We start from the raw sequence: 24,176 nt of genomic DNA on the forward strand, positions 1-24,176 counted from the left end.
GCCTCGCCGTCGGCGTCCGATCTGCCAGGCGCACTCGCCACGACCGAGGCCCAGGTGCGATTCGTCGCCTGGGCGATACCGGATCGGCTGGCGGCCCTGCGGCGGCTGGCTGCCGAGGGCCATCCCGGGGCCGGTGCGGCCTCGGCAGCCGTGGACGCACACCTGCGCGTGTTGTTCGGAGCTGCCCACGGCCCGGCCCCGCAGGTCTCCGAGGCGGATCGCACCACCAGCTACCAGCGCATGCACGAGCGGTTGGTGGCACTGGACCTGCCCTACCTGGCGCCGCCGACGACCGACCCGTCGGGGGGTGACGACGCCGTCGCGTCGCTGCCCGTCGTGCCCGAGACGGACTTCCCGGTCGTACTGGTCGCCCCCGGAGCGGAGTCCGACCCCGACGGCCGCGCGACGGCCACCGAGGACGACGGCCCCGACGGCCGCGCGACGGCCACCGAGGACGCGCGATGGTTGCAGGGTGTCGGGATCACCGGCCCTCAGGCGGCTCGCCTGCTGGACGACGGGGAACTGCCGTTCGACCGGGCCGAGGTCGACCGGCTGGCGCAGCGGCTGGCCATGGCGGGCGACGAGGTCGCCGAACTGGTGAACCTGGTCGAGGTGCTCGGCACGGTGCCGCTCGACCTGGGCACCCACGCGCGAGGGATCGGGCTCGCCGGACCTGGGCCGCTGTTCGGTGTGGTCCGCGACCTGGGGGTGCTGCCGGAACTCGTGGTGACGGTGGGCGACGCGCTGGCGCGCGTCGCGGCGGGCTCCCGCGAGATCGAGCCGGACGAGGGGTCCTGGGTCGACCTGCTGCGCACGGAGCTGGCCGGGGAGGGCGTCCGCACCGACAGCGATTTGGTGTGGTTGATGCGACTGGTCCGCCGGTCGAAGCTGTCCCCCGCCGACCGGTCCGCGCTGGGGGAGCTGCGCGAACTCGGCGTACCGTTGGAACTGCTGCACGAGCTGCCCACCGCCCACGTGCGTGCGGCGCTGACCGGCCGAAGCCGGGCGGCCGGGAGCCTGGCGACGTTGGCCACGGAGTCGGGCCTCGCCGGCCCGGCGGCTCTGGAAGCGGCGGCCGAGCGGTTCGGCGTACCCCCCGTCGAACTGGCGCTGGTCCTGGGGGACCAGCTCCGGGTGGCCGCCGCATCGGTGCCCGTCGACAGCCCGGAGGACACGGCGCTGCTGCGCCGGCAGGGGCAGCGGGTCGCCGAGGCGGTGTCGGCGCTGCTGCCGGCGGGCGCCGACGTCGTCAGATGGGTGCGGTGGACCGCGCGCCTCGGGTTCCCCGTCGAGCAACTCCGTCCGCTGGTGGACTCCCCGGCGATCGCGGAGTCGGTCTGGGCCGCCCTGGGCGACGTGCCGAGCGAGCGGGTGGCCGATGCCCTCGTGCCGGTGGCACCCGAGACGGTGACCACGGCCGAGCTGACTCGGGCCCTCGCCCGGAAGCTGGACGTTCCCGCGCCCGACCCGACCGACCTGACACAGTGGGCGGAGCGACTCGGTGTGCGGGTCGCCTATCTCCGTCGGGTGACGGCACTGCCGGGAGTCGGCGGCGCGTCCCTGTCGGGGTTGGCCGACCGCCTCGGGCTGTCGGCCACGCAGGCACCGGCGTTGGTACGACTGGTCGAGGTGACCCGTCGGGTACCGGTCGAGCTGCTCTGGATCGCCTACCGGCTCGGCCAGATGCAGCTCCCGTACGCGGTGGTCTGGCTGGCGGCCACCTGGGAGACGGACCCGCGCGGGCTGCTGTCGCTGCGCCCGCTGTTCGACCGGATCCGGAAGATGCCCTCCGAGGTACGGCCCAATCCGGGACAGATCGAGGAACTCGTCACCCGGTGGGCCGCGCCCGGCCGGCCGGGAGCGCGTGGCGACGGCGGCGGTGACGCACAGGAGCGGCCGGACCGGAGCGACGCGTCGATCATCAGCGAGTCCGCCGCCGACGATCAGCGGCCACGGTACGTCCGGGAACTGCTGCGGTTCGCCGGCGCCGGCACCGGTCAGCAGGGCGGGGGACTGCACCTTGCCGATCGCCTCCGGGCCGTACACGTCGCGGAACTGACACGCGATGTCGAGCAGTTGCGCCGGTCGCGGGATGTCGCCGTGGCCGACCCGAGCGCGGTGTGGCAGGAGGTCGACGCGGTCGCGGACGATCCGTACGTCGGAGCGTTGACCCGGCAGGCGGCGATCATCGTCGGTACGGCCCGCTCCGTGACCCTGACGCTCCATCACCCCGTCGCCGACCCGGGCGACGTGATCCAGGCAGCCACCCGCGCGGCCGGTGCCCTGACCGCCGCCGTCCGGTGGTGGACGGAGCACCACGCCGACCGATCTATACCCGGCGTGGACGAGACGACCACGCCGGCTGGTCTCGCCGACCTGGCGGCTGCGCTACCCGGGCCGAAACCGGGCGGGCGACGGGACGCGGCCGTGCAGATGCTGGCCGAGATGCACGCCCGACTCGAACCGCTGAGCCGACCCGGCCCCACCTGGCACAGCCACCGCAGCGCCGACCTGGTGATCCGTACGGCGGCGGTGCACGTCACCCGACTGCTGGTGGCGGCCGGTGCCGCCGCGTCGCCGTTGGCGTCGCTGATCACGGCTGCGGTGGCGGACCAGGTGGTCGAGGCGGCTCGACAACTCGCCACGGCGATGCGGACGTGGGACCGATTGACCGGCGGTATGTCGGCAGCGGAGGTGTCGGCGACGGCGGAAGCTCCGCACGGTGCCGACGATCTCCCGCCCGCGCAGTTCGTGGACAACCTGCTGGCCGCGTCCTGGGCCACGCTGTTCGCTGTCCATCAGCACGACATCGAGGGTGACCGACGCGAGCGTTCGTGGCTGGACCCCGAGATGGTGTACTCGCTGGCAGTCGAGGAGCAGGTGCCGTCGGGGCTGGTCTACCGGCAGGCCAGGGCGCAGGAACATCTGTCCGAGCGGACCCCCGACCGGCTCCGGGCATGGGGTGTGCAGCCGCCGTACGAGGCGGTCTACCAGTCGGCCCTGGATCTGCAGGTGCCGGTGCGGCTGTTGCAACCCTTCCTGCGGGCCGGTGGGGTGGCGGCGCATTCCGATGCGGCCTGGATCCGGGGCGTTCTCAGTGACATGGCGCAACGGGCAGGAACGGTCATCGAGGAGCCGAGCCGGCACCTGGCCTTCCTGACCGACCTCGGCTTCGACGCCAACCAGCCGGTGACCGGGCGCGAACTGGACTCTGCGGACCGGCAGTGGACCGCCGACGTTCTGGGCATGGACCCGTCGGACCTGGACCGGATCGGCACGGCGAGGTTCGACGACCTCGCGCGGGTCGTCGAGAAGATCCGTGAATACCACGACGGGAGGACGCCCGGCGGTTCCTGGGGCCGACACGAGATCGAATCCCTGGCGGACGCGCTCGACCTGAGCTACCTGCTGGTGCTGGGACACAGCGTACGGGTCGGCCGGGTGCCGGTGGAGCTGTCGGACGACCCGTACGGGTCCTGGGTGTTCCTGCTCGCGAACCGGGGTCGGGTGGACGCGCGCGACCTGGCACCGATCCGTGGCGAGATCGCGGTCCACGTCGACCGTGGTGGTCCTCGGCACGTGGTGCTGGACGAACTGGCCGCCCTGCTGCGTGAGCACGTGGGCGGGGTGCCGCCGCGCGACTCGCTCACCCGTCGTCTGCTGGGAGTCAGCGACGCGGAGGAACTGAAGTTGCTCCACCTCAGGGAGCAGTACCAGCTCGTGGGTACGCCCATCGAGGACGCCCTCACGGTCGCGGAACTGGCCGAGGTCACGCTGGACGTGGCGCTGGAGTTCATCACCATGGCGGCGGGCCACCTCCAGTCCGGCGCGGACGGTGCGGCGGCACGCGGTACCGCCGAGCTACCGTCGGCCCCTGAAACGCCCGAGGCGACGGCGACCCGGCTCCGGGAGTGGGTCGCCCGGTTGGACGGCATCCAGGACTTCGACGGCGACGTCGCCGAGGTCCTCTGGGGCGCGCGGGACGCCGGCTGGACCCTCGAAGACCTCTCGGCGCTGTCGGTCGACGACGCGGAGCGGGTGCTCACGGCCCTGTCGATGGCCCTCAAACTGGACGTCGAGTTCCGGAGCATCACCGTCGGGTACGGCCGCGACGTCGGGGCGATGTTCAGTCGGCTGAAAGAACTCGTCGAGTACGCCGCCGACAGCCGGTTCGACCAGCGGAACCTCATGTGGACGGACGTCGCACTGACCGGGGTCCGGATCGACGTCGACCTGCCCGGGGCCACCGGTGCGGAGCCGGAGTCCCGCGGCTGGGATCTGGAACGCGAGCCCGACCGGCGGTCCGTCAACGCCGAACTGAGCCGACTGCACGGCGCCGGGACCACGATGGTCTCCGTGTCCTTCAAGACCCCGGCCGGCGACGTCATCCGGGTGGCGGAGGTGGACACCGTAGGACCGGTCTTCGGTGCGTTGGCCGCGATCCACGGGCTGCCCGGCGGGCCAGCTCGTCATCCCGACCTGCTGGCTCACCTCGGATACGAGTTCGCCCCCTACGACCACAATCGACTGGACCGCCGGGTCAGCGCGGTGCCACCGCTGGCCCTCGCTTCCTTCGCGCGGGTGGCGAACCCGTCGATTCGCGCCGTGATCATGCTGGCGGTCATCTGGCGGGAACGGCAGTCCGCGCCTCTCGCCCCCGTGGGTCGGGTGGAGCCGCTCACGACCGGTCCGCTGGACGACGGCGATCCCACTGTCGCCGCCGAGTGGGAGTACCACCTGGGTGCCCGGGACCTGGGCAGCGAGCCCGGCAGCCTGATCCGGGCGGTGCTCGACAGCGCCCGCGCGCAGGGGCTGACGCTGCCGGCGCACGTACGGGACGAAGCCACCCTGCTCCAGCACGCCGGACAGGTCGTCCGCGCCGATCCGCACCGGTTCACGATCCGGTCCATCGGTGAGCTGATCATCGGCAGCCTGGCGGACGAGGCGGTCACCCTGCTCGCCGGGGCACTGGGCCTGAACGAGCCGTACCCCGGTGAGCCGTCGCTGCGCACCCGGTTGGTCACGATGGCGGACGAGGACACGACCCGCCTGTACCGGTTCCTCGGCACCACGTTGCTCACTCCGGACGCCGACGCGGCGGGGGCGCTGGTGCGAGCGGGGTCACCCGAGGCGAACCCCGCCCGGGATGCCGCCGCGCTGCTGGTCGCGGCGATCGGTGCGCCCCGGATGTGGAACTCCGCCATCCTCGACGAGGTCGCCGCGGTGTTCGCCGTCGTACTGGGAGTCGACTTGGTCGTGCTGGGCGACGAGGACGCCCGCACGTACCCGGGCGGCGGCCCGACACTGTTCGTACGCCGGGTGAGCGGAGACGTCTTCCAGTCGTACCGACCGACCGGCTCGTGGGGTCAGCCGGCCGCCTTCGGCCCGTCGCCGACCCTGCTCGCCGAGTACGACCCGACCACGGACGTGGCGCGCGTGCCGGTGGTGCTCGACGGCCGACGCCACCGGGACGTGACCGCCCGGTTCACCGGAGCAGACCTGATCGACCGCTGGGCGGCGCGGGCACCGGACACCTCGGCGCCGCTGGTCCTGCTGGTGGGTGGTGCCGCCCGTGGCGGCGGCACGCACGGCCCGTTGGCGGATCGCTTCCGGGACCGGCTGCGGCAGGGCGTGGTCGCTCCCCTCGACGACATCGCACTCGACCCGCAGGGACGGGTGTCGGCGGTGCGGGCGGACCGGCGTCCCGACGGCACGGTCGATCTCCACGACGCACAGCCCTCGGAGTTCTGGTACTTCCCCGCCGACGGCGGTACTGCCATACCGCTCGGCGGTGACCTGGTGACCGGTGCGGCCACGGTCGGCCTGCGGCTCATGGCGGGCCTGCCGACGACCGGCGAGGTGCGTACCGCGCTGACGCTGCGGCCCGAACCTCCGCTCGGCGACGACGTGCCGCCCCCGAGGCTGTTCGTGGACGGCGACGGCGCGGTCCGGCTCGGTCGTCTCGCCTCACCGCCGGAGGGCTGGTGGCCGGTCGGCGACGCGTCGCCGCTGCTCGCCCTGCGCTGGCTGATGGCCGGCGGACCGGCCGACGGAATCGACCCGTCGGCCCTGGAGCAGCCGGACCTCCAGGTCGCCGCCGAGCAGGCCACCCGGTTGCACGAGCAGCAGATGGCGATGATGGACGTGCCCTACCGGATGCGCTCGCTGCTCGCTGCGGAGTCTCCACGCGCGACCGTGGTGGACGACACACTTCCCGCGTTGCGACGAGGCGACGGGGCCATCTTCGTCAGTGCCTCCGGGCAGGCGCAGGCAGCCACCCGACTACGCAACGGTGACCTGCTCACCTACCGGCCTGCTCGCAGCGACACCTCCACCGAGCGACTGTCCTGGGCCCGGTTCGTCGAGGAGGCGGGCGAGGGCTGGTTCCTGGTGCAGCATCGCGCGGCGGACCCGGTGCCGATGGTGCTCCCCACCGACGGCCCCGTCGATCCGACCGCCTCACGGTGGTACGACCGGCCGGAGAACCTCGGAGCCTTCGTGGTGCCGGAGATCGAGCAGGCGCCGCAGAGCGGTGCGGTGTGGGGCCACGCAACGGAGGGACTCGACGTCCGGCTCAATCCGTTGTGGATGCCGTTGGCCGACTTCACACCCGAGGTCTGGGCCGAGCGTCCGGGCCACAACTGGCTCTTCCTCGTCCTGGAACGCGGATCGTACGCCGAGGCCCAGGAGGGTGAGGACGCCCGCGACCTCCTGGTGTTCGTCGGCTCGGAGACCGCGACCGACGCGATGTCGCGAGGTCAGCTCGACGACCTGCTCACCTCGTTGCGGAAGGTCGACCCGAGCATCACCCTGGCCGACGTCCGAGACATGCTCGACGGTCCCGGACATCCCTCGTTGGCCGCGAGATTCGCGCCTGACGGCGCCGCGCGACTGACCCGGGCCGGGGTGGCCGGGAACATGCGTCGGGATCCGCAGACCGGCACCTGGGCGCTGGACGGTGTCACCGGCCGGTACTCGCCGGGCCGTCTCGGGCCGCTTGCTCATCTGGATCGGTGGTTGCGCGAAGCGGCCCGGCTCATCGCCGACCAGGTACGCGAACCGGTCGCGCCGAGCGTGACGAGCCGCATGGCGAAGGTCGAGTCACGGTACGAGTTCGACTCGAAGATCTACTACCCGCACCCTGAGGACTCCCTGGACACGTTCCACGCGGTGCGGCGGATGCCCGACTTCCGGCCGGGGGTGTGGTCGGTCTACGCCACGCTGGATCCGCAGACGGGCGAGGTGGTCACCCGCAACGGACGGTACGGTCCCCGGAACTTCACCCGCGAGTTGGCGCGCAGCAGCGCCAGGTTCGAGGGCGCGCTGCTGTTGGTGCTCTTCCTGCCCGGCGATGCGGAGGGCACCGAAGCAGAGCTCAAGGCTCTGTTCCGCTTCGGGGAGCGAGTGCAGGAGGCGCGCCGCACCGACGTGACGGTGTCGGTCGGGACCGCCCACATCCTGCCCGGAGACGGGGACGTGCGGTTGGGAACGCTCACCGCCGACGTCGTCGGTGCGCCGATGGTCGAGCCTGCGGGTGCGTTCGTCCGGTTCCGGCAGCCGGAACCGGGGAAGGAATCGGACCCCAAGCCTCCGCCGGAGTTGCTCTACGCGTCGGCCGACGCGTCGATGATGGCGCTGCTGGTGATCGGCTACCCGTCGGGCGTGCACGATGCGTTCCAGCGGCACCCGGTGCCGTTCGGGGCACCCCGGATCGCCGCACCCCGGGGTGCCGCGTACGACGGCGGGTTGCTGGTGGTGGGCGACGTCGACAGGTGGCGGCAGCGACCGGTCGCCGAGGCGGTCGCGCGGGCGGCCCGCGCGGTGCGGCGTCCGGTGGTGGTGGTCGAGGTCGGTGCCGGAGTCGACGAACGAAGTGCCGTGCTGACCGTGCTCGGCATGACGCTGATCAAGCTCGGCGAACGGCACCTGCAACCGATCGTGGTCGCCACCGCGCCCAACGCGGCCCTGACCGCACTGGTGAACCGCTACGACCTTGCGCTGATCAGTCCAGAGAGCACCGCCGCGGACTCCGGTTGGCAGGTCACCGGGCCGGACGGTGTGCAACGCTGGTCGACGTCGGCGTTCGTTCCGACGCTGCTCATCACCGCCGGTCAGGTCACCACAGGCCCGGTCGCGCGGTCCGGATCGGTGACCCTCTCCAAGTGGCTGGGGCAGCCCGACTGGCCCACCGCCGAGGAGTACCTCCGCGAGTACGTCGCAGACCTGCGGCACCCGTACGTCGCCGACGAGCTCGCTCACCTCCAGGCGCGGGACCCGGACAACCGACTGCTCTCCGCCCACAAGGCGGTGCTCGAACTGGTCGAGGCGGCGAACGGGGTGATCGACCCGGCCGAGTCCCGCTACCAGCCGAGCGAGCCGATCCAGAAGTTCGCCATGGAACCCCGCACCAGTGTGCAGGGTCCGATGACGGTCACCTTCGCCCTCGACTACCTCGAACCGAAGCCGGATGCGCTGTCCCGCAAACCCTGGGACGACCGCCTGCTCCGCCTCATGTACACCGACGACCGGGCCCGCGCGCTGGCCGCCGCCCTGGCCGCCGGGGTCGTCGGCGAACAACAGGACCGCGTCGACGACGGACGCTGGAACGCCACCGTGTTCGGCGCGGTCGCCCTCGTGCTGCGGATGACCCGGGAGGAAGCCGGCGTCGTCTACGCCTGGCGCAAGACCATGGATATGGAAGCCCGCACCGGCGTCGTCGACGCCTGGCTCAAGGCACTGGAGGACGTCGCCTGCTGCGAGGCGAACCCCACCCACCGCATGTACTGGGTGCCCCGCATGGACGAGCTCCGCCGCGAGATCCACGCCCACAATATCCTGGGCCACAGGGACGAGTCGGCGAAGCACTACGCGGATCTGGTGGAGGCGATCACCGACACCATGGCCAACTGCAACCCTGGCCAACTGCTGACCGGCCGTCAGGAGCCGGGCAGGATGCCGTAGCTGTTGCGGTAGACCTTGCCCGGCTTGGGGTGGGTGAACCTCAGGCCGGCCCACACCTTGTCCACCCGCAGGCAGGTGCTTTCGACCAGCCCGAAGTCGAAGGACCGGGAAACGGTGCCGCATCTCCTCCTGTGTGGTGACGAAGAGGTGCAGGTAGTCGAACTCCCGGTGCCGCCGCTGACGGACTCGCCACCAGCGATGACGACGGCCCGCCGCCACCGACGGCGACGGCGGGCCGTCCGTGGTCAGAGCGCGGTGCGGATCGCCTCGGCGAGGCTCACCGGCGGCCGTCCGATCAGGGTGGCCAGGTCGTCGCCCTCGACGTACAGCTCACCCTCGGCGGCACCCCGGTCGCCGTCGGCCAGCACCTCCGCGTACCCCTGCGGCAGCCCGGCACCGACCAGCACCTCCACGTACTTCTTCACCGGCAGGTCGAGGTAGCCCACCTCCCGACCACTCTGCCGGGACAGCTCGGCGGCCAGCTCGCCCAGGGTGAACGCCGGACCGCCCAGCTCGTACACCCGGTTGGTGTGTCCCTCGCCGGTGAGCACCACGGCGGCGGCCTCCGCGAAGTCCGCGCGGGCGGCGGCGCTGATCCGGCCGTCACCCGCCGCACCCGCCACCCCGTGCTCCAGGTACGTCGGCACCTGCGGGAGATAGTTCTCCAGGTACCAGCCGTTGCGCAGCAGGACGTACGGCAGCCCGGAGGCGACGATCTCCTGCTCGGTGGCGCGATGCTCGGTGGCGAGGATCAGGCTGGACGTGTCGGCCTTCGGAATGCTGGTGTAGACGACCAGCCCGACGCCGGCCTCCGTGGCGGCGGCGACCACGTTGCGGTGCTGCGCCACCCGCCGGCCGACCTCGCTGCCGGAGACGAACATCAGCTTCTCGGCACCGGCGAACGCGGCCCGCAGCGACTCGGGATCGTCGTAGTCGGCCTGCCGCACGGTGACGCCACGCCCGGCCAGGTCGGCGAGGCGGGCGGTGTCCCGGCCGAGCGCCACGATCTCCCCGGCCGGTACGCCCCGGTCCAGCAGCGAGGTGACGATGAGCCGGCCGAGGTGCCCGGTGGCACCGGTGACGACGATGGACATGGGTACTGCTCCTTCCACGGAAACTGCCTGACGTCGGAGGCAACCGGAAGATCGCCTGACCACTTCCCGTTGGAGAGTAGGCACCTTGAAGTGCGCCACATCCTGATGGAGAGTAATAGCGTGGAACCCGACCTGTACGACCGGAAGTGCGGCAGCCGACAGGTCCTCGACCGGATCGGGGACCGGTGGAGCGTCCTGGTGGTGCTGACCCTCGCAAAAAGCCCCAAAAGGTACGGCGAGCTGGCCCAGCGGATCGACGGCGTGAGCCAGAAGATGCTCACCCAGACGCTGCGTGGCCTGGAACGCGACGGCCTGGTCACCCGTACCGTGCACGCTACCGTCCCGCCCCGGGTCGACTACGAGCTCACCGACCTGGGACACGACCTGCGATCACTGGTCGCCGGCCTGGAAGCCTGGGCGACCGACCACCTCGCCGAGGTGGAGGCCGCCCGCGCCCGTTACGACGCCCGCCAGCAGGCGTAGCCACCCTTTCCGGCCCGCCGGTCCGCGTGGCCCTGCGCTCTCGACCCTGCCGACGGCGCAGCGCTAGCCGGCGGTCAGGGGCGTCGGGAGGTCGGTGGCGGCGCGGACCACCTGGTCGATCAGGCCGTACTCGCGGGCCTCGTCGGCAGTGAACCAGCGGTCCCGGTCCCAGTCGCGTTGGACCTCCTCCAACGGGCGTCCGCTGTGTCGGGCGATCAGCTCCAGCATGGTCCGCTTGACGTGCAGCATGTTCTCCGCCTGGATGGTGATGTCGCTGACCGTGCCGCCGAAGCCGCCGTGCGGCTGGTGCATCACCACCCGGGTGTGCGGCAGCGCGTACCGCTTGCCGGCGGCACCCGCGCAGAGCAGGAACTGGCCCATCGAGGCGGCCAGGCCCAGCGCCAGCGTCGCCACGTCGTTGCGGACGAAGCGCATCGTGTCGTAGATCGCCAGTCCCGCACTCACCGAGCCACCCGGCGAGTTGATGTACAGGTGGATGTCCCGGTCCGGGTCCTCCGCCGCGAGCAGCAGCATCTGGGCGTTGATCCGGTTGGCGACCTCGTCGGTCACCTCGCTGCCGAGGAAGACGATCCGCTCCCGCAACAGCCGCTCGTACACCTGGTCGCCGAAGGACCGCTGACCGTCGTCCAGCATCGTGACCATCTCGTCCACCTCCACCCGCCGGTGGGCGACGTCCGCGCTCGGGAACCGGCCCGTCCAGCGTGCGCCGGTCGGGTGGCCGGTCCCCAGCACTTCTGCCCCGGGCAGATCGGCCCACGGCAGAACGGACCGACCGTGCCCTGGCGAGCAGCCGGCGCGGACCCTCGCCGATCTCGTGGATGCCACGCAGACGCCCATGAGGGCGTGGGCGGATCAGCTCGACAGCGGTTGCAGGTGACGTCCGGCCGGTTCGGATGTGGCCTGGTCGGGACCGTCGGCTCCCGCGTCGACCTCTGCGGTGTCGCCGAAGACGATGATGCGGAGACCGCCGCCGAAGCCGAATCCGCCGCTCGGTCCGGCAACGACACCACCAGCGCCACCGGCACCGACCTCGTCGGCCAGGTGCGTGAACCCACCGATCGTCGTCGTCCCGCCGCTGTGCCGGAACCCGCCGGCCAGGCCGTTGCCGAGTGACGCGGTGTCGACCAGGCTGCTGCCGAACCCGATGCCGCCGAACTGCGCGACCGGGTGGGCGGAGCCGTCCGTGCCGCGCGGGACGGAGACGGTGGGGTTGCCACCCCGGACGGCCGGGACGTAACCGCCCTGGGGGGTGGTCGGGGTCGGTCGCTCGACCCGGCGCAACTCGTCGCGTACCTCTCCGAGCAGGTCCGACAGCGCAAGGCCGAGCGCCCGGGAGACGGCGCCGAGCACCTCGGAGGAGGCTTCCTTGCGCCCCCGCTCGACCTCGGAGAGGTAGGGCACCGACACGCCGGCGGCTTCGGCCACCTCGCGCAGCGTACGGCGCTGTCGTTGGCGCTGGCGGCGCAGGACAGTACCGATCACCCGTCGCAGCAACGTCATGCCGGGGCCTCACTCTCGCCGGTCTGCGCTGACCGTACCCATCATGCCGGGCCGCCGTCCGTCGCGCCGCCCCTCGCTGCGCCACCCGGCCGTGCGGATCGGCGAGCAGGGGCTATCTTGTGGGCGTGCAGTCGACCGAGCCGGGCCGGGCCCCGCGGTGATCCACTTTCCCGCGCAGCGGCGCGGCCCGCTCAGCGCGTTGAGCATGCGGCTGGCCGCCGCCGTCGGGCTGGTGCTCGCCGTGGTCGCGGTGGTCTACCTCGACCGCGACGGATACCGGGACGTCAACGAGGACGGCCTCACGCTGCTCGACTGCTTCTACTACGTGGTCGTCTCGCTCTCCACCACCGGGTACGGCGACATCACCCCGGTCAGCGACTCGGCACGGCTGATCAACGTCCTGTTCATCACACCGGCCCGGGTGCTGTTCCTGATCATCCTGGTCGGCACCACCCTGGAAGTCCTGACCGAGCAGTACCGGACCGGCCGCCGCCTGCACCGGTGGGAGAGAAAAGTGAAGGATCACGTCATCATCTGCGGCTACGGCACCAAGGGCCGTAGCGCGGTCTCGGCGCTGCTGGAGAACGGGTTCGAGAAGTCCCGGATCGTCGTGGTGGAGCGCAACAGCGCGGCGCTGCGGCAGGCCACCTCGAACGGGCTGGTCGCCATCGAGGGCTCCGCCACCCGGTCCTCGGTGCTCAACCAGGCGCACGTCCGGACCGCCAAGGCAGTGATCATCGCGACCGACAGCGACGACGCGTCGGTGCTGGTGGCGCTGACCGTACGGCAGCTCACCGCCGGTCAGGTCCGGATCATCGCCGCCGCGCGGGAGGCGGAGAACGCGCCGCTGCTCAAGCAGAGCGGTGCCCACCACGTGATCGTCTCGTCGGCGACCGCCGGGCGGCTGCTGGGTCTGTCGACCTCCGCGCCGCCGCTGATCGACGTGGTGGAGGATCTGCTGACCCCCGGTCAGGGGATGGCGCTGGCCATGCGCTCGGCCGAGCGGAACGAGGTGGGCCGGAATCCGCGCGAACTGGAATCCCTGGTGATCGCCCTGGTCCGGCGCGGCAAGGTGGTCACCCTGGCCGACCAGGCGGGCGCGGTGGTCGAGACCGGCGACATGCTGGTCCACGTACGCGACGACCGGCCCACCGCCAACACCCTGCCCTGATCGCCGATCCGGGTCAGCAGAGGACGTCGGGGTTGTCCTGGATGGCCTCCGTGCAGGTCGCCGGCCCGCCGCTGCTGGCCCGCCGCAGCAGGTCGTAGAGCGTGTCCCGCTCGGCGGGGTCGAGTGCGGCGAGTACGTCGTCCTCGGCTCCGGCCAGGGCACACTCGGCCTCGTTGAGCCGTTTCGTCCCGTGCTCGGTGAGGCTGACCACGTGTCGACGGCGGTCCTCGGGGGAGCGGCGACGCTCGACGAGCTCCGCCGTCTCCAGGTCGTTGAGCAGCCCCACCACGTTCGTGCCGTCGAGTTGCAGGCTGCCCGCCAACGCCTGCTGACTCATCTCGCCGGCCTCCCGCAGCACGGTGAGCGCCACCAGGTGGCGGGGGCGCAGGCCGAGCGGTGCCAGCACCGACTCGGACCGTAGGCGCATCCGGCGGGCCAGGAACTCGAGCAGGGCACCGGAACGGCGCTCCCTGTGCTCGGTCGGCCCGGCAGTCATGTGACCGAGTTTACCCTCACCGCGAAACATTGGCCTGCTATAAATGGTTGGCGCTACACAAACCATCTGTGAGGGGTTAGCCAATGCCGCACCTGTTGCACATCGACTCGAGCATCCGGGGAGAGCAGTCGGTCAGCCGCCGGCTCACCGCCCGCGCCGCCGCCGCGTGGCAGGCCGCGCACCCCGGCGGCACGATCACCTACCGCAACCTCGGCAAGGAGCCGCTGCCGCACCTCGACGAGGCCGCCGAGACGGCCCGCAGAACGCCGGCCGACCAGCGCACCCCGGCCCAGCACCGGATCTGGGAGCTGACCGAGCAGGTGGTCGCCGAGGTGCAGGCCGCCGACACCGTGCTGCTCGGGCTGCCGCTCTACAACTACGGCGCGCCGAGCAGCGTGAAGACCTGGGTGGACCTGCTGATCGCGCCCGGCCTGTCGTACGACCCGGCCACCGGCGCCGGGCTGCTCGGCGGCCGGGAGTTCGTCGTGCTGGCCTCCCGGGGCGGCGGCTACGGCTCCGGCACCCCGCGCGAGGGCTGGGACCACGCCGCGCCCTGGCTGCCGCACGGCCTGTCGATGACCGGCCTGGAGCCGAGGTTCATCGGCTGCGAGCTGACCCTGGCGCCGAGCGTCCCGGCGATGTCCGAGCTGATCCCGCTGCACGAGGAGAGCCTCACGGTGGCGCAGCGGAGCATCGACGAGCTCTGGGTGCCGGCCACGGTCTGACCCGGTCCGGACAACGGCCGGGCCGCCCCCTCAGGGAGCGGCCCGGCCGTTTTCGGTGACTCGGTGGGTCAGAGGATCGTCCAGGTGTCGCCGCTGCCCAGCAGACCGGCGAGCTGCTGCTCCGGCGTTTCGGTGACCGTGGCCCGCGCCTCGGCCACCTGCTCCTGGACCACGCTGTCGTACGACGGCCGACGCACCGAGCGGAACACCCCGATCGGAGTGTTGCGCAGGTCGAAGCCGGGCAGCCGGGACAGCGCGAAGGCGTACGCCGGGTCGTCGACCGTGGCGTCGTGCACCACGATCTCCTCCGCCGGGGTGGACGTGGTCTCGCGGACCTCCAGGCCGAAGCCGCGCGGCGGGTGCACCACGCAGAACTGCCCGTCCTTGCCGAACGTGATCGGCTGACCGTGCTCCAGCCGGATCAGGTGGTCGTCCCGGACACCCGGGTCCTTGAGCTGCTCGAACGCGCCGTCGTTGAAGATGTTGCAGTTCTGGTAGATCTCCACGAAGGCCGAACCCTCGTGCTCGGCCGCCGCCCGCAGCACCGACTGGAGGTGCTTGCGGTCCGAGTCGATGGTGCGGCCGACGAAGGTGGCCTCCGCGCCCAGCGCCAGCGACAGCGGGTTGAACGGCGCGTCCGCCGATCCGACCGGCGTCGACTTCGTGATCTTGCCGACCTCCGAGGTCGGCGAGTACTGGCCCTTGGTCAGACCGTAGATCCGGTTGTTGAACAGCAGGATCTTGAGGTTGACGTTGCGGCGCAGCGCGTGGATCAGGTGGTTGCCGCCGATGGAGAGCGCGTCACCGTCCCCGGTGACCACCCAGACCGACAGGTCCGGACGGGAGACCGACAGGCCGCTGGCGATCGCCGGGGCACGCCCGTGGATCGAGTGCATCCCGTAGGTGTTCATGTAGTACGGGAAGCGCGACGAGCAGCCGATGCCCGAGACGAAGACGATGTTCTCCCGGGGGATGTTCAGCTCCGGCATGAACTGCTGGACGGCCGCGAGGATCGCGTAGTCACCGCAGCCGGGGCACCAGCGCACCTCCTGGTCGGACTTGAAGTCCTTGGCGGTGAGCTTGAGAGCGACGGGCTCAGACATTCTTCAGGACCTCTTCCAGCATCGACTCCAGCTCGGCGGCGGTGAACGGCAGGCCGCGGACCTGGTTGTAGCCGATCGCGTCGACCAGGTAGCGGGCCCGGATCACGTGCGCGAGCTGGCCGAGGTTCATCTCGGGGATGACCACCCGGTCGTACGCGCCGAGCACCGTGCCGAGGTTCGCCGGCATCGGCGCGAGGTGCCGCAGGTGGGCCTGGGCCACCGGCAGCCCACGCTGGCGCAGCGCCCGACAGGCGGCACCGATCGGACCGTACGTGGAGCCCCAGCCGAGCACCAGCACCCGGGCGTCGCCGTCCGGGTCCTCGACCTCGACGTCCGGCACCGGGATGGTCTCGATCCGGGCCGCCCGGGTCCGCACCATGAAGTCGTGGTTCGTCGGGTCGTACGAGATGTCGCCGGTCTTGTCGGCCTTCTCCAGTCCGCCGATCCGGTGCTCCAGGCCGGGGGTGCCGGGCACCGCCCACGGCCGGGCCAGCGTCTGCGGATCGCGGAGGTAGGGCAGGAAGGTGGTGCCGTCCTCGCCGTTCGGCGCGGTGGCGAACTCGACCCGCAGGTCGGGCAGGGACTCCACCTCGGGCAGCAGCCACGGCTCGGAGCCGTTGGCGACGTAGTTGTCCGACAGCAGGATCACCGGCGTCCGGTAGGTCAACGCGATCCGTGCCGCCTCCAGCGCGGCGTGGAAGCAGTCCGACGGCGACTTCGGGGCGATCACCGCCACCGGCGCCTCGCCGTGCCGACCGAACAGGGCCATGTTCAGGTCGGCCTGCTCGGTCTTGGTCGGCATACCGGTCGACGGCCCGGCCCGCTGCACGTCGACGATGACCAGCGGCAGCTCCAGCGCCACCGCGAGCGAGATCGTCTCACCCTTCAGCGCGACACCGGGACCGCTGGTGGTGGTCACCCCGAGCGCGCCGCCGTACGAGGCGCCCAGCGCCGCACCGATCGCGGCGATCTCGTCCTCGGCCTGCATGGTGGTGACACCGAACCGCTTGTGCTTGCTCAGCTCGTGCAGGATGTCCGAGGCCGGGGTGATCGGGTACGCCCCGAGGAACACCGGCAGGCCGGAGCGGACCCCGGCGGCGACGAGGCCGAGCGAGAGCGCGGCGTTGCCGGTGATGTTGCGGTACGTCCCGGCGGGCATCTTGGCCGGCTTGACCTCGTACCGGACGGCGAAGTCCTCGGTGGTCTCGCCGAAGTTCCAGCCCGCCTTGAACGCGGCGATGTTGGCCGCGACCAGCTCCGGGCGCTTGGCGAACTTGCGCTCCAGGAACCGCAGCGTGGAGGAGTACGGGCGGGAGTACATCCAGCTCAGCAGCCCGAGGGCGAACATGTTCTTGGCCCGCTCGGCGTCCTTCTTGGACACGTCCTGCTCGGCCAGCGCACCGATCGTCATCGAGGTCAGTGCCACCGGGTGCACCGCGTACCCGTCGAGGCTGTCGTCGTCGAGCGGGTTGCTCGCGTACCCGACCTTGGCCAGGTTGCGCTTGGTGAACTCGTCGGTGTTGACGATGATGTCGGCCCCGCGCGGCAGGTCGGCGAGGTTGGCCTTGAGCGCTGCCGGGTTCATCGCCACCAGCACGTTCGGCGCGTCGCCGGGCGTGAGGATGTCGTACTCGGCGAAGTGCACCTGGAAGCTCGACACACCCGGCAGGGTGCCGGCGGGTGCCCGGATCTCGGCCGGGAAGTTGGGCAGCGTGGAGATGTCGTTGCCCAACTGCGCGGTCTCGGAGGTGAACCGGTCACCGGTCAGCTGCATGCCGTCGCCGGAGTCCCCGGCGAACCGGATGACCACCCGCTCCAGTTGGCGGATCTGCTTGCTCACGGCCGCACCCCGCTCCGTCGTGCGTGGCCCGCTCGGCTGAACTGGATGGTGACCTCGCCTTGCCCGGCCACGAGACCTCCTTGACGTGCCGCTGCACCGGCCGTCCGCGAAAGGTCCGGCCCGCCTGTCATCCCTCACCCAGAGCCTACGTCGGATCGAGGCTCCGCCTGCCCAGGAGGTCCGCCGACTGGGACTGGATTGTGGGGGTTTATGCGGCCCCTTGGGGGGTTTCGCCCGGCACGCCGTAATCCAGATCACCGCCCAATCCGGGCGGACCGCCAGGGATTGACCCGACCGGCCGAAGGCTCTCGCCGGTAGGCTGACCGATCGTGACCGGTTACCTGGGCTCGTACGCGACGCTCGGGCTGTTGCTGCTCGCCGGCGTCCTCTTCCTCGTCGTCGCCTTCGCCGCCAACCGGGTGCTGCGCCCGGCCCGCCCGGCGGACCCGCCCGGCAAGCGGGCCAACTACGAGTGCGGTGTCGACCCGGTCGGCGGTGACTGGGCGCAGATGCAGATCCGCTACTACGTCTACGCCTACCTCTACGTGCTGTTCGCGGTCGAGGCGGTGTTCCTCTTCCCCTGGGCGGTGGTCTTCGACCGGCCCGGGTTCGGCCTGGTCACGGTCGTCGAGATGGCGATCTTCGTGGCGGTCCTCGCGCTCGGCCTGCTCTACGCCTGGCGTCGCCGGATCCTCGACTGGACCTGACCCCGGCCGGGCCCGCACCGCCGCGGTCGGGTCAGGCCAACCCGCGCCGGGTGACCGTGGGCGGGCGGGTGCCCCGGATCGACGCCACCATGTCCAGCACCCGGCGGGTCTGACGCACCTGGTGGGCCCGGAAGACCCGCGCGCCCAGCCAGGCGGAGACCGCCGTGGCGGCGAGCGTCCCCTCCAGCCGCTCGGCGACCGGCAGGTCCAGCGTCTCGCCGACGAAGTCCTTGTTCGACAGGGCCACCAGCAGCGGCCATCCGGTGTCGGCCAGCTCACCGAGCCGCCTGGTGATCTCCAGCGAGTGCCGGGTGTTCTTGCCGAAGTCGTGCGCCGGGTCGATGAGGATCCCGTCGGGGCGTACCCCGAGGGACACCGCCCGCTCGGCGAGCCCGGTCACCGTCGTCACGACGTCGGCCACGACGTCGTCGAAGGCCGCCCGGTGCGGCCTGGTACGCGGACTCAGCCCACCCGCGTGCGAGCAGACCAGCCCGGCCCCGGTCCGCGCGGCGACCCGGGCCAACGCCGGGTCCGCACCCGACCAGGTGTCGTTGAGCAGGTCCGCCCCGGCGGCGACCGCCTCCACCGCCACCTCGGCCCGCCAGGTGTCGATGGAGATCACCACCTCCGGGAAGGCGGCCCGGACGGCGGCGATGGTGTCCACCGTCCGCCGGATCTCCTCGGCCACGTCCACCTCGGCACCCGGCCCGGCCTTCACCCCGCCGATGTCGACGATCCACGCGCCCTCGTCCACCGCGCGGGCCACCGCCCGCAGCGCGCTGTCCGCCTCGAACGTCGCACCCCGGTCGAAGAAGGAGTCCGGCGTGCGGTTGACGATCGCCATCACCACCAGCTCGTCGGGACCGAACGTCCGTCCACCGAGCCGCAGCTCCCCGGCCACGCCGCCTCCTCCATCGCCGCACGCCGCCGGTCGCTCGCCCGTCGGCCTCCACGACGCTATCCGGTGCCAGGTCGCGGGCACCGTCCGGTACGGCGCGCCGGGTGGGGTCGCTCCGGGGCCGTCGACATGCCACGATCAGTGCTATGGGTCAGCTTCTGCTCCTGCTGGTCGTGGCGGTCGCCGTCGCGGCGGTGGTGTTCGGGGTGACGGTGCTGGTCACCGGCCGGGATCCCGGCCTGGTGCCGGTCGAGGCGGACGGACGCGCGCTGCCGCTGCCCGGGGACCGTCCACTGCGCGAGTCGGACGTGGGCGAGGTACGTTTCGACACCGCGCTGCGCGGATATCGAATGGCCCAGGTCGACCAGGCGCTGCGCCGGGCGGCGTACGACATCGGCTACAAGACCGAGCTGATCGGTGTGCTGGAGGCGGAGGTGACCGCGTTGCGCGACGGGCGGACGGCCGAGGCCGACGCCCTGCAGCGCGCCCGCGAGCAGTCCGCCGGTCTCGCCACCGGCCCTGCCGCCGACACCGCCCCGGCGGCCCCCGACGCGTCCACCCCGTCGGTCTCCGACATCTCCGTCACCCCGGCGAACGCCGCCGCGTCCACCGGCACCGCCGCTGCGTCCGGTACCGGCGGGTCTGCCGCGACGAAGGCCAAGGACGCGCCGACGACTGCCCCGGCGGCGACCGCGCCGACCGGCGGCCAGGGTGCCACCGCGACCGGTGGTGAGGGCGGCACGCCGACCGGCGATCAGCAGATCACCCCGCCCGTCGAGGCGGCAGGACGCACCTCCGACGACGCGCCGGAGGCCGAGCCGCGCGGGCCGGTGGTCCGCTCGGAGTCGGCGTGAGCGATCCGGAGGGGCAGGACGATCTTCGCCAGGCGGCTCAGCCGGGCGCCGGCGAGGTCACCGCGACCGTGATCGTCGACGCCCCGGCCGAGAAGGTCTTCGCGGCCCTGCTCGCCTGGGAACGGCAGTCCGACTGGATCCCGTTCACCAGAGTGCGGGTGGTCGAGGGCGACGGCGGCGAGGGCAGCCTGGTCGAGGCGGTCACCGCGCTCGGTCCGGCGGTGCTGCGGGACAAGATGCGGGTCGTCCGGGTGGACACGCCGTACGAGATCGGCGTGGTGCACTGCGGCACGCTGCTGCGGGGCCCCGGTGTACTGCGCTGCACGCCGCTGGCGGGCGGGCGTACCCAGGTGGTCTGGCACGAGTGGTTCCACCTGCCCGGTGGCACCGCCGGTCGGGCGGCCTGGCCGGTGCTCTGGCCCGGTTCGAAGTTCAGCCTCACCCAGGCGCTGCGCCGGTTCGCCCGGCAGGTCGAGCAGGGCCGCATACCCTGACCCGGTGCACCCCGCCGATCGCTGAGCCGCCTCACGGTGTCCGGCGGTGGGGTGGGCGCTCGATCTGTTCCGCTTTGGGCAGACCCGCGAGCACCACGAGCTTCCTCGTCAGCGGGCGGCGTGTAGATCAGATCGGGCGGATCGTGATGAGGTCTTCGAGCCCTGCGAGATCCTCGGCGTTGCGGGTGTACACGGCGGCGTCATGAGCGTGTGCGGTTGCCGCGATGAGCAGGTCCATCCCCCTCGCTCGCGGCTGGCGGCCGTTCTCGACGACACGTGCGGCGAGCCGTGCGTAGCTATCGGCGATCACTTCGTCGATGGGAAGTGGATCAAATCGACGTTGGATGGCACTCAACCGTGCCAACCGGAGCGCCCTCGTCGGTGGCGATAAAGGATGCGGGTGTCGAGGATGCCGCGACTCACCGCTCGACCCACGGATCTGTGATGGCGTCGTCGAGCAGGTCCCGATCACCAATCAGTACCTCGCTGCGGCCGATCCTTCGGGCCGCGACGGTCACCCCCGCGACGTAGCCTGGGCGCCGTGACTGAACTGGTGATCGGTGCCGACGGGCTGCCCCGCTGCGCCTGGGGAGCGAGCACGCCCGACTACGCGGTCTACCACGACACCGAGTGGGGTCGCCCGCTGCACGGCGACGACGCGCTGTTCGAACGGATGACGCTGGAGGCGTTCCAGTCCGGGCTGTCCTGGTTGACGATCCTGCGGAAGCGCCCGGCGTTCCGGACCGCCTTCGCCGACTTCCGGATCGAGGCGGTGGCCGGTTACGGCGAGGCCGACGTGACGAGGCTGTTGGCCGACGCGGGCATCGTCCGCAACCGCGCCAAGATCGAGGCGGCGATCGCCAACGCGCGGGCCGCGCTGGAGCTGCCGGAGGGGCTGTCGGCGCTGCTCTGGTCGTTCGCGCCGTCCGCCGACCGGGCCCGTCCCACCGCGCTGACCGGGGTGCCGGCGTCGACCGACGCCTCCGCCGCGATGGCCAAGGCGCTCAAGCGGCGCGGATTCCGGTTCGTCGGCCCGACCACCGCGTACGCGCTGATGCAGGCGACCGGGATGGTCGACGATCACCTGGCGGGCTGCCACGTCGTGGCGACCCGGGCGAACGTGATGAGATGAGGACATGACGACCGACACCGCGCACCGGCGCAGCGGCGCGAGCCACGCGGAGGGCACCGGAGCCTGGGCGGTGCTGCTGCCGCCCGGCAGGTACGACGCCGAGCGGCTCGTGCACCACGACACGCTGGAACTGACCGGGCTGGACGACCGTCTCCTGCCCGGCCCCGGCGACCAGATCGCGGTGCTCGCCGACGAGCCGCCCCGGCTGGTGGCGCTGGGCCGGGTCGCCGTGCCCACGGGTCAGGGTCCCGACGATCCGGAGGATCCGCAGTCCGACCGGGGGCCCGACGCGCTGGTGGTCACGTACACCCGGCGGGCCTTCGACGAGCCGGTGCCGGCGGAGACACTGACCCTCGACGGGCCGGTCACCGCGCTCGACCCGGTGACGTTCCGCGAGTTGGCCGACCGGCTCGGCCCGGCGCCGCAGCGGCGGACCTGGCTGGTCAGCCTGGACCTGCCGATCGAGGCCGACTCGCCGGCCGAGGCGGTCCGGCTGTTCTGGGCGTACGTGCAGGAGTTGGGCCCCCGGGAGCTGCCCGCCTTCGTCTCGCCCTCCGGCGACGAGTTGGCCATGCAGGCCTTCGTGCTGGGCGCCGAGGCCAACCAGGACCCGGAGGAGGACGACTGACCCGCCCGGGTCAGCGTCCCTCGAAGACCGGCTTCTGCTTGTTGACGAAGGCCACGGTGGCCGCCCGGTGGTCGGCGGTGCCGCCGCAGATCGCCTGCGCCTTCGCCTCGGCGGCCAGCGCGTCGGCCAGCGTGCCGGCGTCGGCGACGGAGAGCTGACGCTTGATCGCCGCGTAGGCCACGGTCGGGCCGGCGGCGAGCCGGGTGGCGAGTTCCTGCGCGGTGGTGAGCACCTGCCCGTCGTCGTCGAGCAGGCGGGTGAGCAGGCCCAGCCGGGCGGCCTCGTCGGCGCGTACCGGCTCGGCCAGCATCAGCAACTCGACGGCCTTGGCGTGGCCGACCAACCGGGGCAGCGTCCAGGACGCGCCGGTGTCGGCGGCGAGCCCGACCTTGGCGAACGCCATCAGGAAGCTGGTCGACGGCCCGCCGACGCGGAAGTCGGCGAGGAACGCCAGCGAGGCGCCCGCACCGGCGGCCATCCCGCGTACCGCGGCCACCACCGGCTTGGCCAGGTTGGCCAGTCGGGCGGCGATCGGGTTGTAGTGCAGCGCCACCGTGTCCAGCGGTCGGCCCGCGCCGTCTTCCAGCGTGGTCACGTGTTCGCGCAGGTCCTGACCGGCGCAGAAGTTCCCGCCGGCACCGGCCAGCACCACCGCCCGGACGCTGCGGTCGGCCTCCAGCTCGGCGAGGGTGTCCCGGAGCGCCTCCTTGAGCGCCACGTCGAGCGCGTTCATCGCCGTCGGGCGGTTCAGGGTGAGCGTGGCGACGGCATCCGTGCGGTCGACGATGAGCGGCTCTGTCACGTGTGGCGACCCTTCTGTCGTGCGATCCGGTGTCCTCCGTCGAGGCACTGCTCGACGTACCGGTCGGCGGCCGGCCGGAGCCGGGCCGCGTGCCGGTCGAAGAAGCCGGCCGCGGCGGTGCCGGGCCAGCGTTCGGGGAGCAGCGCCGGTGGTAGCTGCGGGTCCCGGAACAGGAACGTACGCCACGCGTGCACCAGCCGGAACCGGGCCGCGTACGCCTCCTCGTCGCCACTGCGTGCGGAGACGCCGCCGAGCAGGGTGCGCTGCTCGGTGACGAACTGCTCGTACGCCCGGCCGATCTCGGCGAGGTCCCAGGCCCGACGGACCAGGCCCATCGCGCCCGGCGTCCCGGCGGCGTGCGCGGCGCTGAACCGCTCGAACCGGACGCCCGCCTCGCTGAGCAGCAGGTCGACGTCCTCGGCCGGGCGGGTCGCCACCCAGGTCTGCTCGTCGAGCGTGCCGTAGCCGAGGTACCGCAGGTTGGCGGCAAGCCGCTGGCGGTCGCGTCGTGCCGTGGGTGCGTCGAGCACCAACAGGTCGAACCGGCCGTCCCAGGTGACCCGTCCGGTGCGATAGATCCGGGAGGCCGCCTCGTCGAGTCGCCGGGCCGCCTTGGGTGTGATCGAATAGCCCGGCCCGGAGGTCAGTTTGACCGGTTCGAGCCAGCCCTGACGGACCATGCGGGAGACCGCCGTCCGTACGGCGGGTGGGGCGATCCCGAGCGGCGCCAGCAGCTTTACCAGGGCGGCAACGGGTGCGCGGCCACCCCGGGGCCGAAGGTGGTCGCCGTACAGGTCGAAGAGTGCCGACCGTGCCTGCATGACCGCACATTGTGACAGGCCAACTCGCGATAAGCTAGATGCTGTTACATCAATGCTGCTTCGGTTTGGGTCCGGCGGTGTTCATCAGGGAAAATCGTTGCTCGACACCTCCCGTGCACATCGCGGGTGGTCATGGCGAAGTGGCTGTGGGGCAACCCACCGACCCTGGTGTAGGTCTGAGGGGAGACAACATGGCGGCGATGAAGCCGCGGACGGGCGACGGTCCGCTGGAAGTCACCAAGGAGGGCCGGGGCATCGTCATGCGGGTCCCGCTGGAGGGCGGTGGCCGGCTCGTCGTCGAGATGACTCCCGACGAGGCGACGGCGCTCGGTGACGCGCTGAAGGCGGCCGCCGGCTGAGACAAGGCCGGTTCGTCGGCGACGCTCGCCGCCGCGGACGGTTCGTCAAGCCCTGAGCCACCGGCTTAGCCGGTGGCTCAGGGCCTT

General features: G+C 72.0%; 20 protein-coding genes (1 of these 20 running past the window's edge). 10 read left to right on the plus strand and 10 right to left on the minus strand.

Annotation, left to right across the window (positions count from 1 at the left end):
• Positions 1–8,961: the 3' end of a hypothetical protein gene (locus tag ACIBMZ_RS10385; protein ID WP_396692279.1), read on the plus strand. 19,098 nt of this gene lie to the left of the window's left edge; the window shows 8,961 of its 28,059 coding nt (coding positions 19,099–28,059); its start codon lies off the left edge, out of view; the stop codon is at positions 8,959–8,961.
• Between the two features lie 245 nt (positions 8,962–9,206).
• Here the strand turns inward: ACIBMZ_RS10385 and ACIBMZ_RS10390 are convergent, their stop codons facing one another.
• A complete protein-coding gene (locus ACIBMZ_RS10390) occupies positions 9,207–10,055 on the minus strand; it encodes an SDR family oxidoreductase (protein ID WP_396692280.1) in 849 nt (282 codons plus the stop codon).
• A gap of 120 nt (positions 10,056–10,175) precedes the next feature.
• On the opposite strand from ACIBMZ_RS10390, the gene ACIBMZ_RS10395 reads away from it, so the two are divergent.
• Positions 10,176–10,538 (plus strand): winged helix-turn-helix transcriptional regulator, encoded by a 363-nt coding sequence (locus ACIBMZ_RS10395; protein WP_396692281.1) that lies wholly within the window; start codon positions 10,176–10,178, stop codon positions 10,536–10,538.
• A 63-nt stretch (positions 10,539–10,601) separates the two neighbouring features.
• Here ACIBMZ_RS10395 and ACIBMZ_RS10400 read toward each other — a convergent pair whose 3' ends face one another.
• Both ACIBMZ_RS10400 and ACIBMZ_RS10405 read right to left on the minus strand, forming a co-directional pair.
• Positions 10,602–11,201 carry a ClpP family protease gene (locus ACIBMZ_RS10400; RefSeq protein ID WP_396692282.1) on the minus strand — a complete coding sequence of 200 codons (600 nt, stop codon included), beginning with the start codon at positions 11,199–11,201 and terminating at the stop codon, positions 10,602–10,604.
• A gap of 210 nt (positions 11,202–11,411) precedes the next feature.
• Positions 11,412–12,059: a helix-turn-helix domain-containing protein gene (locus ACIBMZ_RS10405; RefSeq protein WP_396692283.1), complete on the minus strand. Its 648-nt coding sequence runs from the start codon at positions 12,057–12,059 to the stop codon at positions 11,412–11,414.
• Between the two features lie 157 nt (positions 12,060–12,216).
• Between ACIBMZ_RS10405 and ACIBMZ_RS10410 the strand changes: the two genes are divergently transcribed.
• On the plus strand, positions 12,217–13,230 hold the full coding sequence (locus ACIBMZ_RS10410; protein ID WP_396692733.1) for a potassium channel family protein: 1,014 nt from the start codon (positions 12,217–12,219) through the stop codon (positions 13,228–13,230).
• A 13-nt stretch (positions 13,231–13,243) separates the two neighbouring features.
• On the opposite strand, the gene ACIBMZ_RS10415 is transcribed toward ACIBMZ_RS10410, so the two are convergent.
• The gene (locus tag ACIBMZ_RS10415; protein WP_396692284.1) at positions 13,244–13,726 is read right to left on the minus strand and encodes a MarR family winged helix-turn-helix transcriptional regulator; all 483 of its coding nucleotides are present in this window, start codon (positions 13,724–13,726) and stop codon (positions 13,244–13,246) included.
• An 83-nt stretch (positions 13,727–13,809) separates the two neighbouring features.
• Between ACIBMZ_RS10415 and ACIBMZ_RS10420 the strand changes: the two genes are divergently transcribed.
• Complete coding sequence (locus tag ACIBMZ_RS10420) at positions 13,810–14,451, plus strand: FMN-dependent NADH-azoreductase (RefSeq protein WP_396692285.1); 642 nt, start codon at positions 13,810–13,812, stop codon at positions 14,449–14,451.
• A gap of 68 nt (positions 14,452–14,519) precedes the next feature.
• Here ACIBMZ_RS10420 and ACIBMZ_RS10425 read toward each other — a convergent pair whose 3' ends face one another.
• Together ACIBMZ_RS10425 and ACIBMZ_RS10430 are read right to left on the minus strand one after the other, a co-directional pair.
• A complete protein-coding gene (locus ACIBMZ_RS10425) occupies positions 14,520–15,554 on the minus strand; it encodes a 2-oxoacid:ferredoxin oxidoreductase subunit beta (protein ID WP_396692286.1) in 1,035 nt (344 codons plus the stop codon).
• Positions 15,547–17,394 (minus strand): 2-oxoacid:acceptor oxidoreductase subunit alpha, encoded by a 1,848-nt coding sequence (locus tag ACIBMZ_RS10430; RefSeq protein WP_396692287.1) that lies wholly within the window; start codon positions 17,392–17,394, stop codon positions 15,547–15,549. The genes ACIBMZ_RS10425 and ACIBMZ_RS10430 overlap by 8 nt, the downstream gene beginning before the upstream one ends.
• Before the next feature lie 329 nt (positions 17,395–17,723).
• Here ACIBMZ_RS10430 and ACIBMZ_RS10435 point away from each other — a divergent pair, with 329 nt between their 5' ends.
• The gene (locus ACIBMZ_RS10435) at positions 17,724–18,101 is read left to right on the plus strand and encodes an NADH-quinone oxidoreductase subunit A (protein ID WP_396692288.1); all 378 of its coding nucleotides are present in this window, start codon (positions 17,724–17,726) and stop codon (positions 18,099–18,101) included.
• A gap of 31 nt (positions 18,102–18,132) precedes the next feature.
• On the opposite strand, the gene folP is transcribed toward ACIBMZ_RS10435, so the two are convergent.
• Positions 18,133–19,002 (minus strand): dihydropteroate synthase, encoded by an 870-nt coding sequence (gene folP / locus ACIBMZ_RS10440; protein ID WP_396692289.1) that lies wholly within the window; start codon positions 19,000–19,002, stop codon positions 18,133–18,135.
• 143 nt (positions 19,003–19,145) lie between these two features.
• On the opposite strand from folP, the gene ACIBMZ_RS10445 reads away from it, so the two are divergent.
• Positions 19,146–19,853 (plus strand): DivIVA domain-containing protein, encoded by a 708-nt coding sequence (locus ACIBMZ_RS10445; RefSeq protein WP_396692290.1) that lies wholly within the window; start codon positions 19,146–19,148, stop codon positions 19,851–19,853.
• Complete coding sequence (locus ACIBMZ_RS10450; RefSeq protein WP_396692291.1) at positions 19,850–20,347, plus strand: SRPBCC family protein; 498 nt, start codon at positions 19,850–19,852, stop codon at positions 20,345–20,347. Before ACIBMZ_RS10445 ends, ACIBMZ_RS10450 begins: the two co-directional genes overlap by 4 nt.
• Positions 20,348–20,474: 127 nt before the next feature.
• Here ACIBMZ_RS10450 and ACIBMZ_RS10455 read toward each other — a convergent pair whose 3' ends face one another.
• On the minus strand, positions 20,475–20,702 hold the full coding sequence (locus ACIBMZ_RS10455; RefSeq protein WP_396692292.1) for a hypothetical protein: 228 nt from the start codon (positions 20,700–20,702) through the stop codon (positions 20,475–20,477).
• A gap of 186 nt (positions 20,703–20,888) precedes the next feature.
• Between ACIBMZ_RS10455 and ACIBMZ_RS10460 the strand changes: the two genes are divergently transcribed.
• Together ACIBMZ_RS10460 and ACIBMZ_RS10465 are read left to right on the plus strand one after the other, a co-directional pair.
• Positions 20,889–21,479, plus strand: a complete 591-nt coding sequence (locus ACIBMZ_RS10460; protein ID WP_396692293.1) for a DNA-3-methyladenine glycosylase I — start codon at positions 20,889–20,891, stop codon at positions 21,477–21,479.
• Between the two features lie 4 nt (positions 21,480–21,483).
• Positions 21,484–22,107: a hypothetical protein gene (locus tag ACIBMZ_RS10465; protein ID WP_396692294.1), complete on the plus strand. Its 624-nt coding sequence runs from the start codon at positions 21,484–21,486 to the stop codon at positions 22,105–22,107.
• 10 nt (positions 22,108–22,117) lie between these two features.
• Here the strand turns inward: ACIBMZ_RS10465 and ACIBMZ_RS10470 are convergent, their stop codons facing one another.
• Positions 22,118–22,909, minus strand: a complete 792-nt coding sequence (locus tag ACIBMZ_RS10470; protein ID WP_396692295.1) for an enoyl-CoA hydratase/isomerase family protein — start codon at positions 22,907–22,909, stop codon at positions 22,118–22,120.
• The gene (locus ACIBMZ_RS10475) at positions 22,906–23,730 is read right to left on the minus strand and encodes a PaaX family transcriptional regulator C-terminal domain-containing protein (RefSeq protein WP_396692296.1); all 825 of its coding nucleotides are present in this window, start codon (positions 23,728–23,730) and stop codon (positions 22,906–22,908) included. The genes ACIBMZ_RS10470 and ACIBMZ_RS10475 overlap by 4 nt, the downstream gene beginning before the upstream one ends.
• 191 nt (positions 23,731–23,921) lie before the next feature.
• Here ACIBMZ_RS10475 and ACIBMZ_RS10480 point away from each other — a divergent pair, with 191 nt between their 5' ends.
• Positions 23,922–24,089: a DUF3117 domain-containing protein gene (locus ACIBMZ_RS10480; RefSeq protein WP_013283866.1), complete on the plus strand. Its 168-nt coding sequence runs from the start codon at positions 23,922–23,924 to the stop codon at positions 24,087–24,089.
• Positions 24,090–24,176: the final 87 nt, after the last annotated feature.

It is taken from the genome of Micromonospora sp. NPDC049900 (genome assembly GCF_044461025.1).
GTDB lineage: Bacteria > Actinomycetota > Actinomycetes > Mycobacteriales > Micromonosporaceae > Micromonospora.

Bases quoted from the DNA above. Each gene is read 5' to 3' on its own strand.
- ACIBMZ_RS10400 (WP_396692282.1), bottom strand. From the start codon at position 11,201: ATGGTCACGATGCTGGACGACGGTCAGCGGTCCTTCGGCGACCAGGTG.
- ACIBMZ_RS10405 (WP_396692283.1), bottom strand. From the start codon at position 12,059: ATGACGTTGCTGCGACGGGTGATCGGTACTGTCCTGCGCCGCCAGCGC.
- ACIBMZ_RS10480 (WP_013283866.1), top strand. From the start codon at position 23,922: ATGGCGGCGATGAAGCCGCGGACGGGCGACGGTCCGCTGGAAGTCACC.
- ACIBMZ_RS10445 (WP_396692290.1), top strand. From the start codon at position 19,146: ATGGGTCAGCTTCTGCTCCTGCTGGTCGTGGCGGTCGCCGTCGCGGCG.
- ACIBMZ_RS10425 (WP_396692286.1), bottom strand. From the start codon at position 15,554: ATGTCTGAGCCCGTCGCTCTCAAGCTCACCGCCAAGGACTTCAAGTCC.
- ACIBMZ_RS10475 (WP_396692296.1), bottom strand. From the start codon at position 23,730: ATGCAGGCACGGTCGGCACTCTTCGACCTGTACGGCGACCACCTTCGG.
- ACIBMZ_RS10420 (WP_396692285.1), top strand. From the start codon at position 13,810: ATGCCGCACCTGTTGCACATCGACTCGAGCATCCGGGGAGAGCAGTCG.
- ACIBMZ_RS10415 (WP_396692284.1), bottom strand. From the start codon at position 13,726: ATGACTGCCGGGCCGACCGAGCACAGGGAGCGCCGTTCCGGTGCCCTG.
- ACIBMZ_RS10390 (WP_396692280.1), bottom strand. From the start codon at position 10,055: ATGTCCATCGTCGTCACCGGTGCCACCGGGCACCTCGGCCGGCTCATC.
- ACIBMZ_RS10465 (WP_396692294.1), top strand. From the start codon at position 21,484: ATGACGACCGACACCGCGCACCGGCGCAGCGGCGCGAGCCACGCGGAG.